Source organism: Helicobacter sp. 'house sparrow 1' (assembly GCF_900199585.1).
Lineage (GTDB): Bacteria > Campylobacterota > Campylobacteria > Campylobacterales > Helicobacteraceae > Helicobacter_H.
Genome location: NZ_FZQY01000006.1, coordinates 46,230 through 62,441 on the forward strand (window position 1 = coordinate 46,230; position 16,212 = coordinate 62,441).

At 32.7% G+C, this 16,212-nt stretch carries 18 protein-coding genes; 17 read left to right on the forward strand and 1 reads right to left on the reverse strand.

What is annotated here, in order from left to right:
- The first annotated feature begins 96 nt into the window (after positions 1-96).
- Genes C6H31_RS03850 through flgG form a run of 4 tightly spaced genes read left to right on the forward strand, consistent with a single transcriptional unit; the run spans position 97 to position 3,586 of the window.
- Positions 97-1,014, forward strand: coding sequence for an NAD(P)H-dependent glycerol-3-phosphate dehydrogenase (locus tag C6H31_RS03850; RefSeq protein ID WP_104697501.1), 918 nt, complete (start codon positions 97-99; stop codon positions 1,012-1,014).
- On the forward strand, positions 1,014-1,979 hold the full coding sequence (locus C6H31_RS03855; RefSeq protein WP_233709967.1) for a FecCD family ABC transporter permease: 966 nt from the start codon (positions 1,014-1,016) through the stop codon (positions 1,977-1,979). Before C6H31_RS03850 ends, C6H31_RS03855 begins: the two co-directional genes overlap by 1 nt.
- Positions 1,979-2,743, forward strand: a complete 765-nt coding sequence (locus C6H31_RS03860; RefSeq protein WP_104697502.1) for an ABC transporter ATP-binding protein — start codon at positions 1,979-1,981, stop codon at positions 2,741-2,743. The genes C6H31_RS03855 and C6H31_RS03860 overlap by 1 nt, the downstream gene beginning before the upstream one ends.
- A gap of 54 nt (positions 2,744-2,797) precedes the next feature.
- Positions 2,798-3,586, forward strand: a complete 789-nt coding sequence (flgG, locus tag C6H31_RS03865; RefSeq protein ID WP_104697503.1) for a flagellar basal-body rod protein FlgG — start codon at positions 2,798-2,800, stop codon at positions 3,584-3,586.
- On the opposite strand, the gene nusA is transcribed toward flgG, so the two are convergent.
- Positions 3,587-4,702 (reverse strand): transcription termination factor NusA, encoded by a 1,116-nt coding sequence (nusA, locus tag C6H31_RS03870; RefSeq protein WP_104697504.1) that lies wholly within the window; start codon positions 4,700-4,702, stop codon positions 3,587-3,589.
- A gap of 233 nt (positions 4,703-4,935) precedes the next feature.
- Here nusA and C6H31_RS03875 point away from each other — a divergent pair, with 233 nt between their 5' ends.
- The 13 genes from C6H31_RS03875 (at position 4,936) to C6H31_RS03935 (ending at position 16,106) form a co-directional block, all read left to right on the forward strand.
- Positions 4,936-5,172: an HP0268 family nuclease gene (locus tag C6H31_RS03875; protein WP_104697505.1), complete on the forward strand. Its 237-nt coding sequence runs from the start codon at positions 4,936-4,938 to the stop codon at positions 5,170-5,172.
- A 16-nt stretch (positions 5,173-5,188) separates the two neighbouring features.
- A complete protein-coding gene (gene miaB / locus C6H31_RS03880) occupies positions 5,189-6,499 on the forward strand; it encodes a tRNA (N6-isopentenyl adenosine(37)-C2)-methylthiotransferase MiaB (protein WP_104697506.1) in 1,311 nt (436 codons plus the stop codon).
- Positions 6,496-7,131, forward strand: a complete 636-nt coding sequence (locus C6H31_RS03885) for a lysophospholipid acyltransferase family protein (protein ID WP_104697507.1) — start codon at positions 6,496-6,498, stop codon at positions 7,129-7,131. Before miaB ends, C6H31_RS03885 begins: the two co-directional genes overlap by 4 nt.
- Positions 7,132-7,168: 37 nt before the next feature.
- The gene (locus tag C6H31_RS03890) at positions 7,169-8,143 is read left to right on the forward strand and encodes a hypothetical protein (RefSeq protein ID WP_104697508.1); all 975 of its coding nucleotides are present in this window, start codon (positions 7,169-7,171) and stop codon (positions 8,141-8,143) included.
- Positions 8,143-8,676: a hypothetical protein gene (locus C6H31_RS03895; protein ID WP_104697509.1), complete on the forward strand. Its 534-nt coding sequence runs from the start codon at positions 8,143-8,145 to the stop codon at positions 8,674-8,676. Before C6H31_RS03890 ends, C6H31_RS03895 begins: the two co-directional genes overlap by 1 nt.
- Positions 8,676-9,245: a hypothetical protein gene (locus C6H31_RS03900; RefSeq protein ID WP_104697510.1), complete on the forward strand. Its 570-nt coding sequence runs from the start codon at positions 8,676-8,678 to the stop codon at positions 9,243-9,245. The genes C6H31_RS03895 and C6H31_RS03900 overlap by 1 nt, the downstream gene beginning before the upstream one ends.
- Before the next feature lie 110 nt (positions 9,246-9,355).
- Complete coding sequence (locus C6H31_RS03905; RefSeq protein ID WP_104697511.1) at positions 9,356-10,726, forward strand: major outer membrane protein; 1,371 nt, start codon at positions 9,356-9,358, stop codon at positions 10,724-10,726.
- Positions 10,726-11,115, forward strand: a complete 390-nt coding sequence (locus tag C6H31_RS03910) for a YkgJ family cysteine cluster protein (RefSeq protein ID WP_104697512.1) — start codon at positions 10,726-10,728, stop codon at positions 11,113-11,115. Before C6H31_RS03905 ends, C6H31_RS03910 begins: the two co-directional genes overlap by 1 nt.
- On the forward strand, positions 11,099-12,361 hold the full coding sequence (locus tag C6H31_RS03915) for a tetratricopeptide repeat protein (protein ID WP_104697513.1): 1,263 nt from the start codon (positions 11,099-11,101) through the stop codon (positions 12,359-12,361). Before C6H31_RS03910 ends, C6H31_RS03915 begins: the two co-directional genes overlap by 17 nt.
- A 73-nt stretch (positions 12,362-12,434) precedes the next feature.
- Positions 12,435-12,686: a YfhL family 4Fe-4S dicluster ferredoxin gene (locus C6H31_RS03920; RefSeq protein WP_104697514.1), complete on the forward strand. Its 252-nt coding sequence runs from the start codon at positions 12,435-12,437 to the stop codon at positions 12,684-12,686.
- Positions 12,686-14,143, forward strand: a complete 1,458-nt coding sequence (locus C6H31_RS03925) for a Ppx/GppA phosphatase family protein (RefSeq protein WP_104697515.1) — start codon at positions 12,686-12,688, stop codon at positions 14,141-14,143. Before C6H31_RS03920 ends, C6H31_RS03925 begins: the two co-directional genes overlap by 1 nt.
- A gap of 5 nt (positions 14,144-14,148) precedes the next feature.
- A complete protein-coding gene (gene waaC, locus C6H31_RS03930) occupies positions 14,149-15,162 on the forward strand; it encodes a lipopolysaccharide heptosyltransferase I (RefSeq protein ID WP_104697516.1) in 1,014 nt (337 codons plus the stop codon).
- The gene (locus tag C6H31_RS03935) at positions 15,159-16,106 is read left to right on the forward strand and encodes a lipid A biosynthesis lauroyl acyltransferase (RefSeq protein ID WP_104697517.1); all 948 of its coding nucleotides are present in this window, start codon (positions 15,159-15,161) and stop codon (positions 16,104-16,106) included. Before waaC ends, C6H31_RS03935 begins: the two co-directional genes overlap by 4 nt.
- The last annotated feature ends 106 nt before the right edge of the window (positions 16,107-16,212 follow it).

Sequence of the window (16,212 nt, forward strand, 5' to 3'; positions counted from 1 at the left end):
AATACCAATCAAATAACTAATTGCTAGATTTAAAACCCTAATAGACCTTTAGGAAATTAGTGGTTGTATGATTGGGATTGTGATGAAAGGATATGTTTGAAGGTTAGTGTTTTTGGAGGAGGTGCTTGGGGTAGAGCACTTGCATATGCTTTTAGTTTTAAAAATGAAGTTGGAATTGTCTCAAGGCAAGATCTTAGTTTATTTTTAGATTCTTTACATATGAGATATCCAATTAAACAAATTGATTTTAAGGAATCTTTAAAAAGTGATTTGTTTGTCAATGTAATCACGACAACAGCCTTGAGGGAGTGGTTTAGGCTTCATCAAATTCCCAGAGATTCTAAGATGCTTTTTGCTTGTAAGGGGATAGAGGCAAGTACTGGATCTTTTGTTAGTGATATTGCTTATGAGTTCTTGGATGCAAAAAACCTCTGTTTTTTAGCTGGGCCTTCTTTTGCCAAAGAAGTAATGCAGTCTCTTCCCTGTGCTCTCTCCATACATACTCAAAATAAAGAGGTGGCTAAAGAGTTTGCAGACTGCTTTCCTGGTTTTATTAAAGCATATATTAAAGATGATATAGTAGGTGGAGAAATAGCAGGTGCATATAAGAATGTTATTGCTATTGCAAGTGGAATTTGTGATGGATTAAAACTAGGAAACAATGCAAGAGCCTCACTCCTGTCAAGGGGGCTGATTGAGATGAATCGCTTTGGAGAAGCCTTTGGGGCTGATATACAAACTTTTTTAGGTTTATCAGGAGCTGGTGATTTATTCTTGAGTGCAAGCTCGAATCTATCAAGAAATTATCGTGTTGGTATGGGACTTGCACAGGGTAGGGATATCAAAGAGATTCTAGAAGACCTTGGGGAAGTTGCAGAGGGAGTAAAAACTACTGAGGCTATTGTAAAAATTGCTCAAGAAAAAGAGATTTATACACCCATTGCAAATGAAGTTTATAAGATTTTGAATAAACAAAGTTCCCCGCAACAAAGTCTTGAAAGGTTAATGCGATAGTGCAAAAATTACTTTGGCTATGTTTGGTTTTATGCGTTTTTCTAGCACTCTTGTTTAATGGTTCTAATTTTTCTTATCTAGATGGAATTCAAAATGTTTTCTTGCATTTATTTTATCAACAGGAGCTAGATTCTAATGGAATGGTGCTTTATGAGATTAGACTACCTAGGATTTTTTTAGCTCTTCTTGTGGGGTCAAGTTTGGCAGGCTGTGGTGCCATAATGCAAAATATTTTTAGAAATCCATTGGTTGATCCATTTTTACTAGGAATTTCATCAGGTGCAGCCCTTGGATGTGCCTTGTGTATAGGTTTTTTTAATGGATATGGAGTGGGCTTTTTTGCTTTTGTAGGCGCAATGCTTGCAGCCTTTTTAATCCTAATTTTTTCTGGTCTTTTAAAACAATCACAAATTTCTTTGGTTCTTGTTGGGATTATTTTTTCCTCATTTTTGGGGGCAGTTTCTGGATTAATTAAATATTTTGTGAGCCCTGAAAAGGCTCAAGCTATTGTGATTTGGCTTTTAGGAAGTTTGTCTCTAGCAACTTGGAAGGATGTTTTTTTGCTTCTAGGTGTAGTGATAATTTGTTTTACTCCTCTTTTTTTATTGCGCTTTAGAATCAATATGCTTGCTTTGAGTGACTTGGAGTGCTTGAGCTTAGGAATCAACCCAAAGACTTTAAAGATTATTTGTATTTTGCTTATTAGTTGTATTTGTGGAGTTGCTGTAAGTGTGAGTGGGACTATTGGCTGGATTGGTCTTATTGTTCCACATTTTGCCAGAATCTTTGTAGGTTCTAATATGAAGGTTTTATTGCCAAGTAGTATGTTACTTGGCGCTATCATCTTGCTTTTTATGGATTTTTTGGCTAAAAATATTACAACAAGTGACTTGCCTGTAGGAGCTTTATCAGCAATTGTTGGAGCCCCACTCTTTTTATTCTTTTTGCTTTTAAGGAAGCATTAATGCACTGCTTTAAGGTCAATAATCTCTATGTAAGTCGTGATAAAAAGAAAATATTACAAGGTGTTAATTTAGAGATTTTTTCTTCCCAGCTTACGGCAATTTTAGCTCCAAATGGAAGTGGAAAAACGACTTTAATGGAGGCTATTATTGGAGGCATTAGACTTGATGATGGAAGCATTTTTTATGATGAAATAGATGTTTTAAAGCTCTCTTGCTTACAGCGCTCTAAAATTATTGCATTTATTCCACAGAATTTTGAATGTGTTTTTGACTATAGTGTTTTGGATTTTGTTTTACTAGGAGGAAATAACGAACTAAAATGGTATGGGAATCCAGATAAAAAACTCTTGGAACAAGCAGAGCTTCTTTTAAAAGATTTGGGAATTCTAAGCTTAAAAAATCAATCATTGAATGCTTTAAGTGGAGGGCAAAAACAAATGGTATTGCTTGCTAGGGCACTGCTTCAAAAAAGCAAAGTTTTGTTTTTAGATGAGCCTACCGCTTGGCTTGATTTAAAAAATCAAAGTCTCTTTTTTGAGATTTTAAAAGAAAAAATCAAAGAAAATAATCTTTGCGCACTTATCAATATCCACGACCCTAATCTTGTTTGTAAATATGCAGAGAGGGTTTTTATGCTAAGGAATGGAAAGAATTTTTGTGATGGAAGCATCAAAGAAACAATGACGCAAGAAAATCTTACCCAACTTTATGGGTTACCTGTTTGGGTAGAGCAATTATCTTCTCAAGTTATTGTGCTGACCTAGATTTTGGAATCTTTTTTGCTTCATTATTTGGTAAATAAAACCAAAGGATAAAAAATGATGCGTTCTTTGTATTCTGCAACTACTGGTATGCTTGGACAGCAGTTACAGATAGATACCACTTCAAATAATATTGCAAATGTTAATACTGCAGGCTATAAAAAACAGCGTGCAGAATTTAATGACTTGTTTTATCAAACTATGCAATATGCCGGCACAGCAACAAGTGAAAATACTATTTCTCCAACAGGGATTGAAGTAGGTCTTGGGGTGCGTGCAGGGGCTATTACAAAAATGTTCTCTCAAGGCAGTCCAAAGGAGACAGAAAATAATTTAGATGTGGCTATTACAGGGAAGGGATTTTTTCAAATCCAGCTTCCAGATGGTACCATGGCATATACAAGAAGTGGTAATTTTAAACTTGATGATAATGGAAATGTGGTAACTTCAGAAGGGTATTTATTGGTTCCACAAATTACTATTCCACAAGATGCAACACAAATCAATATTGGTAATGATGGAACTGTAAGTGTGGTTCAGGGTAATCAGGGTGTAAGCAATATACTAGGACAAATTGAATTGGCAAATTTTATCAATCCTGCAGGACTTCATAGTCTTGGAGACAATCTTTATATTAATACAAATGCTTCAGGAGATCCTATTGTGGGTGTTGCAGGAACCAATGGAATGGGTCAGCTTAAACAAGGTTTTTTAGAGCTTAGTAATGTGAGGTTGGTGGAAGAAATGACAGATCTTATAACAGGACAAAGAGCTTATGAAGCCAACTCAAAATCCATTCAAACAGCAGATGCAATGTTACAAACTGTGAATGGATTAAAGAGATAATTAAGACTTAAATAGGGATTCTAATGCATCAAGACTAAGCTTAGTTGCACTAGGATTCTTGTCATGATTTTGATGAGAATCAATTTCTTGAATTTCTATTTCATAACCTGTAATCATTGAGGCTAATCTAATATTTACTCCATTTTTACCAATTGCTTTACTTTTTTGATCTGACATGACTTTCACAGTTGCTTTTGAAGTCTCTTTATTTACTTGGACACTGATAATATTTGCAGGAGCTAGGGCTTTAGTTAGGAAAATTTCTGGAACATCAGAGTATTCAATACAATCAATACTTTCTCCACAAAGTTGTTTGCTAACAGCATTAATTCTAACTCCCTTAACTCCAACGGTAGAGCCTATTGGATCTATTTTTGGATTGTTTGAAAATACTGCAACTTTTGCTCTATCTCCGGGGATTCTCGCAGTTTTATAAATATTTACTTCGCCATCTTTAATTTCAGGCACCTCTAGTTTTAAGAGTTCTTCCAACATTCTTGGTGTAGTTCTTGATAATTCAATCCGTATTCCATTTTTATCCATTCTAACGCTTTTTAAGATAGTAGTAACACTGTCGCCTACTTTAAATTTTTCACCTTTTATTCTATTTTTTAAAGGAAGGAAGGCTCTAATCTCATTAATTTCAATAAAGGTTGTTTCTTCAGAATCTACCTCTAAAACAACCCCACTTACCAAGCTTCCTAATTTTTCTTTAAAGCTTTTAAAGAGTTGCTCTTCAATGGTGCGTTGTAAATGAAACTCTAAATCCTTGAAAATTCTATTGACTGCACTGCGACTCATATTCTCCAGGGTTAATTCTGATTTAATCATATCCCCAATGTTTAAAGTCTCATCAATTTTTTTTGCTTCACTTATTCCTATGAAGTTTCGTAAGCCTTCTTGAAGCATTGGGGCATTATCTTCGCATACATTGAGATTGTGAATTAATTTTAATGTTCTTTCTTTTTGATTTTCTTCCACACTATAATCAATATCTTCACCAATCTCTTGTTTTGCCGTCTTGATAATAAGATTTTTTACAATATCTAATACCAAGTCATTGGGGATACCCTTTTCATAGGAGAGAATCTCGATTATGTCTAATATTTTTTCCATAATTAAAATATCCTTATATTATTTTTTTCTAAAACCTGATACTCTAACTTTTTGATTTTTAAACAGAGTCTGAATCTTTTTTGGAGTTCCGCTTTAGTGAAACTCCAAGGAGTATGTTTGGATTATATCAAAAACAAATTAACTTGATATTCCACTGCAATACTATATTTTGTTTTTTAACTTTTAAGGTTATAATTTCATTTTATTTAAACTAGACTGCATGGAGTGATTTTATGGAATTAAAACTCGCATTAACAAGTAAGAATTCAAAAGAGCAGGTTATTACTTTAGATGATATGCTAGAGCAAGCTATTGGTGAGAAATTTTTTTATCTTGATAAGGAAAATAAAGAGAAGGATTTGCAAAAGGTGATTAAAACTTTTGCTAGTAAGAGACGATCAGCAAAATTAAATAAAGTTTTTTTTGGGTTAGATGAAAAAGATTTTATTTTTGAGCTACATATAATTTAAAAGAGAAGTCTAGTAAATGAAACTTTATATCGAGACTTTAGGTTGTGCGATGAACACTCGCGATAGCGAGCATATGATATCAGAATTGCAAAAAAAAGAGGGTTATGTCCTTACTGATTCTCCTAAAGATGCGGATTTGATATTGATTAATACTTGCAGTGTGCGTGAAAAGCCAGAAAGAAAACTATTTTCTGAGATTGGGCAATTTGCTAAGATAAAAAAACCAGATGCTAAGATAGGTGTATGTGGTTGTACAGCAAGTCATATGGGGGAGCAGATTATTAAAAAAGCCCCTCATGTAGATTTTGTGCTAGGTGCAAGGAATGTGTCAAAGATTACAGAAGTAATCCATAGGCCAAAAGCCGTAGAAGTGTCTATTGATTATGATGATAGTACTTATGTTTTTGATATCGCTAGAAACACCGGAGTAAAGGCTTTATTAAATATTTCTATTGGTTGTGATAAAAAATGTGCTTATTGTATTGTTCCTCATACTCGTGGTAAGGAAATTTCTATTCCTTTGGATTTATTATTAAATGAGGCACATAAGCTTGTTGAAAATGGGGTCAAAGAGATTATGTTGCTTGGACAAAATGTAAATAATTATGGAGTGAGGTTTTCTCAAGGACACCCAAAGGTTAATTTTAGTAATCTTTTAAGGGAGATGGGAAAAATTGAAGGGTTGGAGCGCATACGCTTTACTTCCCCGCATCCACTACATATGGATGATGAATTTATAGAGGAATTTGCATCAAACCCCAAGGTATGCAAGTCTATACATATACCATTGCAAAGCGGTTCTACAAAGGTTTTAAAAGCAATGCGTAGAGGATATACAAAAGAATGGTATTTAAATCGTGTTGCAAAGATAAAGCAATTGGTTCCCAATGTTGGAATTAGCACAGATATTATCGTGGGATTTCCTACAGAAGAAGAGGCTGATTTTCAAGATACACTTGAAGTTTTGGAGGCTGTGAGATTTGATACTCTTTATAGTTTTGTTTATTCTCCAAGACCCCATACAGAATCTGCTAGTTGGGCTGATAATCTGAGAGTTCCACAAGAGGTTGCAACACAAAGATTAGCACAACTGCAACAAAGACATAAAGAGATTTTGCAAGAGGATTCTCAAAAAGAAATTGGCAGGGAACATATTGTTTTAATAGAAAATCATAAAAATAGCCAAAAAGAGGTTTTTTCAGAGGGTCGTAGCGATAATGGCAGGCTGATTAGATTGGAAAATGAAGTTTTGCCATTAGGAGATCTGATAAAAGTAGAAGTAATTGCTACAAACGGTGGAAGTTTGATAGGTAGAAGCAAGAAATGAAATTCTCTTTAAGGCGAAGGGTAATTTTATTGCTTTTACCACGTTTGATGTGGTTTTTAATGTGGGCTGTTTATCTTACTTGTAGAAAACGCTTTCATATTTCACAAGAACTGGAAACAACAAATTGTATTGCTACATTTTGGCATGGTGAGTTTTTGATGCTCCCCTTTGCTTACCTAAAACTTCGCAAGCAACCAAAAATATTTGTTATCACTAGTAAGCATTTTCACGGTGAATTGATTGCTAGGGTTTGCCATTGTTTTGGATTTAAAACAATCAGGGGATCAACAAATTATAATGGAGTAGATAGAGGGGGCATGAAAGTCTTGTTGGAATCTTTTAAAAAGCTTAAGCAAGGTTGGGATATGGGAATTACTCCAGATGGACCAAAAGGTCCTTATCACAGTATTGCAAGTGGTGTCATTGTGATGGGACAAAAAACAGGGATTCCTTTGAGCGCATTTAGAGTAAAAAGCCAGAGTTTTTGGGAACTAAAGACTTGGGATAGATTTCAAATTCCAAAACCCTTTAGTAAGATTGAGTTTTTTTTGTCCCAACCTTTTGTTTTAGAGAGTATGTTAAGCGAACAGGAAGCTAGGGCAAAAATCTATGAAAAAATGCAAGCTTTATGATAGAATCATTGCTATTTACGACTAAATAGGGATTTAGATGTTTGGCTTAAATAAAATTATTAGACCTTTTTTTTCTAATGTTTTTATTGCTGTTAATATAGATGAAAATCTCTGTTTTGTGAAGGTTTTGCGCCTTAAGGAAGGCAGGGTCATAGAAGATTTTGACAGAGAGTTTAAAATTATAGGCGATGAGTTGCCTGTTGAAATGATTAAGTTTATAAAAAATTACAAAAGACGCTTTCCTTTTTCTTATGTAGGAGTGATTTCAAAGACCTATAATCAAGGGGTTTTTCATATTAAAAAACTAGATGAAATATATAAGATAGGTATTGAGCCTAGTGAATGTAGGGTTTTGAAATTTAAGAATTGGTGTGCATATATTAAAAGACATGAAATCATAGAGACACAGAGATATTTTTCTCGTTTTGGGGGAGTTGATTTTATTTTTTCACCCTTTATTCTTGCATTCTTGCATATTCAAAAGGAATTGGATCAGAGTTTTAAACTTTATGTTTTGTATGAAAGAAGCAATATTGCCTTATTTATTGCAAATGAAGCAGGGGTTTATTTTGGTGGATATTTTATGGTTGAAGGAGAAGTGGGGAGGCAGGTTAGTGATATTGGCCAGATAGTTGAAGAGGAGAGAGGTGCGTTGCAAGATGACCCTTATTCATTAGATGAGTTTGAGAATCTAGATCTTGGGTTTATTCAAGATGAGGATGAAGAGGATGCTGAGGTGGATCAGAATAAAGATGCTAATCAGACTATTGATGATATTACCAAGGCTTCGATCATTGTAAATATTATTCAAAGCTCTTTGAATGAGTTTTATACTAATGATTTTTATGATGAAAATTTTGTTGAAGAAATTATTTTTTTAGATAATGTAAAAATGTCTTCAGAGATGTTAACTTATATTCAAAATGTTACAATGCTTGAGACAAAAAGACAACACTTTTTCCTTCAAGAACAATTGTTAATGCTAATACAAAAGGAATTTGGAAACAAATAATGCAATATAGTTTTACTCTTGCACAACCCAAGCGCATCTTTAGTAAGATTGTAAAGATTTGGTGGTTTTATATTTTTATAAGTGTTGGTTTGATGGTGGGGTTTGTATTAAATCTGCAAATGCAAACAAGGGTTGCATTAAAAAATAGCAGTGAAATGGAACAAAAGCAAGAATTTTATCAACAACAAACCCAAAAAATTTTAACAAATAGAAAGAGATTGGAATATCAATTATTGGTGATTAAGAATGATATCACAGATAATATGGTAATTAAAGATGCAATTGAGAATTTATTAAACTTAATTCCAGATCAAATTACAATTAGTCTTGTTGAAATTAAGGAGCAATCTTTGATTATCAAGGGCAATACTCCTTCAAAAGAAGTGTTTAAATATCTGCTTCAAGATCCTTTAAAGGCAATCTTTGGTAAAAGCAAAGTAAGTTTTTTTATGCTCTCAAATGGTGGATATGAATTTGTTTCAGAAAGTTTGACAGAACAGTCTTTTATAAGCAATATTCAAGAGGTTGATTGATGGAAAATAAGCCTAAAATAAAAAGAAAATGGTATGTAGATTTAGACCCTGAGCTTGTGATTAAAAATCTATTATTTTTTTCTCTTTATTGCTTAATTTTAATTTTTTCTTTTAATTATTTTATTTTACCTTCCATTAAGGATTATAAGCTTGCAATTCTTGATGAAAAGAAACAAAAACTAGTTTATAACACCGTCTTGAGCAACTTTAATAAAACACAAGGTGGCTTTTCTTTACTTAAGCAAAGAAATGAAAAATTTTTAGAAACATTAGAAGTCAGTGTCACCAGCCAAAAAATCCATGATTTTTTATTGGAATTTTTTGAAGATGTTGTGATTACAGGTCATCAGAGTAAAGAAAATCAAGAAAAGAATTTCTTAGAAACAGATTTTGAAATCCAAGCTAAAGCCAAAGATTTACAGGCAATACAAATTTTCTTTAATGCACTTAAGGATTCTCCAATCAATTTAAGAGTAAGTATCCCTTTTGTCATCCAAAAGCAAGAGAAAGGTTTTTTTGTCGCCTTTAAATTAAAAAATAAAAAAAATACTTATAAATTATTGCAGTAGATTTTTTAATTAATTATTTAATTTTGTTTGCTAGAAAAATTGATTTTTTTTTGAAAAATTCGTAAAATTTACGCATTTAAAATATCAATCATTGGTAAAAGGAGAAAGTAATGAAAAGGGTTATGTTGACTTTGAGCATAATGGGCGCTATCAGTTTAAATGCTTCAAATTTAAAAGATTTTGTAGAAAATGCAACATTAGATGGATATGCTAGGGGTAAATACCTTTTCTCAGAGGGTGAGGATGGCTATGGAAAGGGATATCAAATCTTTCTTAGACCTAATATTACTTCAGGCGAGATTTATGGTTTCAGCTTTACAGGAGGTATCTTTTTTGCAAGGGGCTCTAATGCTCCTGATGGAAACCAGTCAGATGATGCAATTGGTGGAAGCAGAACTTTTAAGCCTTCAAACTTTTTAGACTTTTTTAATGTTAGCAATCTCTATGTAACAAAAAGATTTGAAAAAGCCAAGACAATGCTAAGAGTAGGAGCTATGCAAATTAATACTCCACTAAATAATACTTCAGGATGGGGTGATAGAGGTATTGGGGTAATGGCTACCAATAAAAGTATAGAAGGAATGGAGTTTTTTGCATCTGTATATGATTCTTGGATGACAGATAATATTCAGATTCAAGTTAAACAAACTAGTGGTTATGGCATTGGCAATGAACTTGTTATTTTTGGTGCGAAGGGTAATTTTGAATCTGTAGGGTTGAAAGATTTAAGTGCAACTTTGTATTATGCTTATGCTGACAGGCTCTTTGATATGATGCTTTTTGGAGATGTTGGCTATGAGTTTAGTTTAAGTAATATCAAATTAAAGGTGTTAGGACAGATTGCTAGCACAGTAATGAATGATAAGCCAAATTTTAGATCAGGCAATACCACGCTATCAGATGGGTATTTTACAAAAGGAATTCAAAAACTTGGCTCTGGGCTTGATTATGCAAAAACTAGGGGAATGTATAACTTGCAAGTTAGCGTAAATGTAGCAGGCTATAGTGGCAATATTGGATATGCAGGTAGTTTTGGTGAGGGTTATGGTGCAATGCTTGATGGGCAAGGATCATTAAGTATAGGAGGACAGCTTTGGAGTTCTATAGTGCCTGGAAGTCAAGCTGGATTTGGATGGACAGGTGTAGGTGGTATAAAAAATACTGATATTATTGTAGCTTATAGCACTCATAGCTATAAGATTGATAAATGGAAAGTCGGACTTGATTTGGTGTATGTGGGTGGTAACAATAGGATGCCTTATATGAGTCGAGGTAGTGGAAAAATTAGTGCAGCGAATGATACGGGATACTCTGTTGTTGGGAATTCAACCACCAAAACAAGAAATGCAAACATTTTTGAAATTTCTCCACAAGTTACTTATCAATTTACTAAGGAGTTTAGTATGAATCTAACCTTTTCTCAACTCTTTGGTGATATGCAATTAAGTAGGACTGTGGTAACATTGCTTTATAATTTTTAATGGATTGCTTGGGCTTTAATTTTTCTTTTGAACCTAATGCCTGCGAAGCTTGTGGAGGGAAGTGTTGCACAGGTGAGAGTGGTTATATATTTTGTTCCATTTCTGAAATGGAACAAATCAGTGCTTTTTTAAATCTCTCATTTGATGAATTTACACAAAAATATGTTAAAAGGGTGGGATATAAATTCTCGCTGATTGAGAAGCCTTATTTTGATGGCTATGCTTGTGTTTTTTTTGATGAGAAAACAAAAAGATGTAAAATTTATGAGGTACGACCAAAGCAGTGCAGAACTTTTCCATTTTGGGATAGCTTTAAAGACCAAAAGGGAGAAGATTATAAAATGTTATTAAAAATGTGTTTAGGAATAAGGCTTGATAAAGATTCTTAAGAAGATTTTGTTTTTGTTGTTTTTGTCTTTATTGAATGCATCTCAGCAGGAAGATTTACAAATAGCCCTTGGTGGAGATATGCTTGCAAGGGGTAATTTTAATGAAGCAAAAGAAATCTATCAAAAACTTTATAATAAAACCAAATCAAGTGCATTGGCAAGGCAGATTGCAATTGCAAGCGCTTCTGCTGGAGATTTGAGTTCGGCTTTTCAATATGCACTTATCTATCGTAATGAAACAAAAGATACAAAAGATCTTCTGACAAGTAAAATTGTTGCAGATAGTTATATTAAATCAGGAGAAATTCAAAAGGCTATTGTTTTATTAGAAAATATCAAACAACAAGAAGAATCCCCCATAGTAGATAATATATTAGGCACCTTGTATCTTAATCAAAAGCAATTTGATAAAGCTTTGGGACTTTTAAAAAAGTACTATGACTTTTCAAAGGATGAGGAGGCATTAAAAAAAATACTTGCTGTTTATGTATCTAAAAATCAAAATCAGGCTGTTATAGATACTTTGGCCGAAGCGTTGGAAAAAAATTGGTGTAGTGAGGATTTATGCACCAAGGCAATTGAAATTTTTAATCAATTTGATGCAAATGACAGGGCTTATACTATTTTTAGGAATGCATACCAAGAGAAGCCTACAATGGAAAATGCAAAATATTATCTTCAAGTTTTAATCAATCAAAAGAAATTCCTGCAAGCAGAAGAAATTGCAAAAAATTTCCCCTTTGATAGAAGATTGTTGCTTGATTTATACATTGCACAAAATAAGTTTCAAGATGCTTCACTTCAGGCTAGAAGAATTTATGAGGAGCATAATGAAGCAAAATTCTTAGCATGGAGTGCTATTTATGCTTATCAGGCAAAGAAAGATTTTGCTAAAGAGGAGTTGGATAAAATTCTTGGAGATTTGGAGAAGGCAATCAATGATCGAGATATGCAGCGTCAGGTAAATAAGGAAAATCCAAGCAACGAAGATGCTTTCTTTTATAATTTTTTAGGTTATTCACTTATTGAACATGGATATGATATACAAAGAGGTATTTCTTTGGTAAAAAAAGCACTTAAAATAGCACCAAATTCTATTGTATATATAGATTCCCTTGCTTGGGGGTATTATAAGATGGGTGATTGCACACAAGCTCAAAGTATTTTTGCAACAATTCCAAAGGATCAAATTAAACAGGATAAAGATTTAAAAGAGCATTTTGAACTTATTGGCAAATGTCGTTAATAATATTTAGTTTAATTATTTTTTAATATTTTTTTTGATAAAAGAGAAAGTTTGAATTTTTTAGGAGGTTAGAATGTCTTTATTGATAAATGAAGAGTGCATTGCGTGTGATGCTTGTAGGGAGGAATGTCCAAATAGCGCAATTGAGGAAAGTGATCCTGTATATATGATTGATCCAGATTTATGTACAGAGTGTGTTGGGTATTATGATGAACCAAGTTGTGTTGCCGTGTGTCCAGTTGATGCGATTATTCCAGATCCAGATAATATAGAGAGTATAGAGGAGTTAAAATATAAGTTTGAGCAATTAAACCAAGGTGAGTAATGGCAAAAATAACCACAGTTATTGATATTGGTTCAAATTCTGTTCGTATGGCTATCTTTAAAAAGACAAGTCGCTTTGGATTTGCTTTAATTTATGAATTAAAATCCAAGGTTCGTATCTCAGAGGGTAGCTATAATGCTAATGGATTTTTGCGGGAAAAACCAATGCAAAGAGCAATTAGCGCACTAAAAGAGTTTAAAAAAATTGCAAAAATCTATAAAAGTAGAAAAATATTTTGTATTGCAACAAGTGCAGTTAGGGATGCTCCAAATGCAAGGAATTTTGTTCAAAGGGTGGATAAAGAGTGCGGTATCAAAGTAAAAGTTATTGATGGTAAAAAAGAGGCTTTTTTTGGTTCGATTGCTTGTGCCAACTTGTCCCATAAAAGAGATGGGATTATGGTGGATATTGGTGGAGGAAGCACAGAGTGTGCCTTGATTAAAGATGGAAAGGTGCAGGATGTGGTTTCTTTAAATATTGGAACAATTAGATTAAAAGAACTTTTTTTTGATAAGAAAGTGGAGCTAAAAGAAGCAAAAAAATTTGTGCAAAATGCTCTTGAGATTCTTCCAGATTCTTTTAAGCACCAAAATATTTTTGGAGTTGGTGGGACAATCAGAGCACTTGCAAAGCTGATTATGAAGCAAATTAATTATCCCATAGATTTGATACATGGTTTTGAAATTGATGTCCAAAGGTATATTAAGTTTATTGATAAGATTGTTAGAGCCAGGGAAGATAAATTAGATGATTTTGGGATAGCAGAAGAGCGATTGGATAATATTCAAGGTGGGCTTTTGATCCTATTAATGTTAATAAAATGCTTTGGGACTCAAACAATTACCACTTGTGGCACAGGTATTAGGGAAGGAGTCTTTCTTGCAGATTTGTTGCGATCTCACCGCCATATAATCCCAAATAATATAAATCCTTCCCTACAATATGCAATGGATTCTTTTAATCTTGATAAGCAGTGTTTAATGATTAAAAAGATAGCCTTGAAACTTTTTGATCTACTACGGATGGATTTTAATTTAAATGATGATGATAGAAAAATCCTACGCGATGCTAGTTTGCTTTCTCAAATTGGAACTTGCATAGATTTTTACCATACAAATAAGCATAGTGCATACTTTGCAAAGTATGTATTAAATTATGGTTTTTCGCATTATCAAAGAGTGATTATTTCTTTACTCATCACTTTTTCTGATAAAAAAATTCCAAAAGATTCTGACATTCAAACTTACCAAGGATTAGGGCTTGAACTACCAACTCTGCAAATTTTAAGTTTTATTTTAAGTCTTGCTAAAGTTTTAGAGATTTCTTATGATAATTCAATAGGTATATCATATCGCCAGAATCAATTGATTCTTTCAGGAGCTAGTAGTAATTTTATCTTGATGGAAAAGGTTGGAAAATTAGCACGCCCAAAAGATATTTCCATTGTTTTTGAGTAGAGTATATGAAAATTGCTATTATACGATTATCAGCCCTTGGAGATATTATTATCAGCGCCTCTTTTGTTTCTTGTTTAAGAGAATTATTTACAGATCTTAAAATTGATTGGTATGTTGATGAGCGTTTTTCTTCTATTTTAAATTCTCAAGAAAATTTTTCACTCAAGGTACTCCCACTAAAGCGTTATTTAAAGTCTTTTAATTTATTGGGAATAAAAAGAGAATACCAGGAGCTTAAGAAAGAAACTTATGATTGTGTAATTGATATGCAAGGATTAATCAAATCAGCAATAATTGGTAAAATTTTTAATACAAAAAAATATGTAGGTTTTGCCAGGGATTCTATCAAGGAGCCTTTAGCAAGTTCTTTTTATACCCAAAAGGTTAAAATTTCTTATCAATCATCCATTATATTACGCAATGCTAAAATTATTTTTGAAGCCTTAAACCCAAAGATGAATTTTGAAGATTTTGTAGATTTTGCCTTAAAAAAAAGAAAAACAATTTTTACCTACCAGCAAAGTGAAAAACAGGCCATAGAGGGTTTTTTGGAATCTGGGAAGAAAAACATACTTTTTATTTTAGAAGCTTCTATGGAAAGTAAAACTTATAGTGCTAAGAATTTTATTGAACTGGGAAAAAGACTCTGTGATAAGAATATGTCTATTTTATTGCTTTATCACCAAGATTTTTCAAAAGCAAATGAAATTTATAAGGGATTAAATAATCATATCAAGATTAAGATACTCCCAAAATTGGGATTGGGTGGGGTTAAAGCATTAATAGATTCTATAGATTTAGTGATAGGTGGAGATACGGGAATTACCCATTTAGCTTGGGCTATGAACAAGCCATCTATTACTCTTTTTGGAAATACACCCTTGGAGCGTTTTTGTTTAACAGGAACTAAAAATATTGCTTTAAGCGGGAATAAAAAAGCAAATTATGATAAAAATGATTTTTCGATCAACAAGATTGCACCAGAGATGATTTTAAAGTGTATTGAGGAAATCTTATGAAAATACTTTTTGGATTCTTTGAATTTTTAATTGATGTAGTGGGTTTTATTCTTGCAAAGATACCACACTGTTTATTTTATGGAGTGATAAAGGCCTTAGCCTCCTTGCTTAGATTTTTAGATAAGAAACGCTATAAGAATGCAAGGGCAAATTTGGATTTTGTTTTTGGGGATACTTATACAACAGAGCAAAAAAAACAAATTATTAAACGCTGTTATGAAAATTTTGTTTTTGTAATACTTGAGAGCATAAGACTTCCTTTTTTAAATAAGGATGCTTACCTTAAAAGATTTGATTTTCAGGGTAAGGATAATCTTTTTAGCCTATTAAAGGAAAATAAAAAAGTAGTTTTGGTATCAGCACACTATGGTTATTGGGAATCTTTAGGAACAGCTATTCCTTTGCAAATGCAAAAAGAACTTCAAAACTACAAAAACTATGACATGTTTTCATTGGGTCGTCTTACAAATTTTGATTTTATTAATCAAATGATTATTAAAAGAAGAGAAATTTTTAATGTAAGATTGATTGATAAAAAAGGAGCTTTTAGAAAGCTTTTAAAAATTTATTCTGCTAGCAATGCAGTAGGGACAGGGATTTTAATTGATCAAAATATGTCAAAAGATGAAGGAATTGAGATAGATTTTCTTGCAAAGAAAGCAACTCAAACTCCTATTACATCAATTCTATCACGCAGGTTTGATGTTTATTTGGTTCCAATTCTTATTGATTTTAATAAAGATTATTCAAAATATACGATGCACATTTATCCTTCTATCCAAACACCACAAACCTCAAATATGCAACAAGACATCTTAGAAGCAACGATCGCTCAAGTAAAAATAATTGAAAATGCTATAAAAACCAATCCTTCTAATTGGTTTTGGTTTCATAAGAGATTTAAGAGCTTTTATCCAGAAATTTATTCAAAAACCAATCACTAATATATCCCACAATAACCCCCCCCCCCTTTTTTTTTATCACCCATAACTTACCAACCCAACTCATTATCTAAATTTCTCCAATTCTCTTATTCTTATATATTCTTAT

Bases quoted from the DNA above. Each gene is read 5' to 3' on its own strand.
- C6H31_RS03860 (WP_104697502.1), top strand. From the start codon at position 1,979: ATGCACTGCTTTAAGGTCAATAATCTCTATGTAAGTCGTGATAAAAAG.
- flgG (WP_104697503.1), top strand. From the start codon at position 2,798: ATGATGCGTTCTTTGTATTCTGCAACTACTGGTATGCTTGGACAGCAG.
- nusA (WP_104697504.1), bottom strand. From the start codon at position 4,702: ATGGAAAAAATATTAGACATAATCGAGATTCTCTCCTATGAAAAGGGT.
- C6H31_RS03875 (WP_104697505.1), top strand. From the start codon at position 4,936: ATGGAATTAAAACTCGCATTAACAAGTAAGAATTCAAAAGAGCAGGTT.
- miaB (WP_104697506.1), top strand. From the start codon at position 5,189: ATGAAACTTTATATCGAGACTTTAGGTTGTGCGATGAACACTCGCGAT.
- C6H31_RS03885 (WP_104697507.1), top strand. From the start codon at position 6,496: ATGAAATTCTCTTTAAGGCGAAGGGTAATTTTATTGCTTTTACCACGT.
- C6H31_RS03890 (WP_104697508.1), top strand. From the start codon at position 7,169: ATGTTTGGCTTAAATAAAATTATTAGACCTTTTTTTTCTAATGTTTTT.
- C6H31_RS03895 (WP_104697509.1), top strand. From the start codon at position 8,143: ATGCAATATAGTTTTACTCTTGCACAACCCAAGCGCATCTTTAGTAAG.
- C6H31_RS03900 (WP_104697510.1), top strand. From the start codon at position 8,676: ATGGAAAATAAGCCTAAAATAAAAAGAAAATGGTATGTAGATTTAGAC.
- C6H31_RS03905 (WP_104697511.1), top strand. From the start codon at position 9,356: ATGAAAAGGGTTATGTTGACTTTGAGCATAATGGGCGCTATCAGTTTA.
- C6H31_RS03910 (WP_104697512.1), top strand. From the start codon at position 10,726: ATGGATTGCTTGGGCTTTAATTTTTCTTTTGAACCTAATGCCTGCGAA.
- C6H31_RS03920 (WP_104697514.1), top strand. From the start codon at position 12,435: ATGTCTTTATTGATAAATGAAGAGTGCATTGCGTGTGATGCTTGTAGG.
- C6H31_RS03925 (WP_104697515.1), top strand. From the start codon at position 12,686: ATGGCAAAAATAACCACAGTTATTGATATTGGTTCAAATTCTGTTCGT.
- waaC (WP_104697516.1), top strand. From the start codon at position 14,149: ATGAAAATTGCTATTATACGATTATCAGCCCTTGGAGATATTATTATC.
- C6H31_RS03935 (WP_104697517.1), top strand. From the start codon at position 15,159: ATGAAAATACTTTTTGGATTCTTTGAATTTTTAATTGATGTAGTGGGT.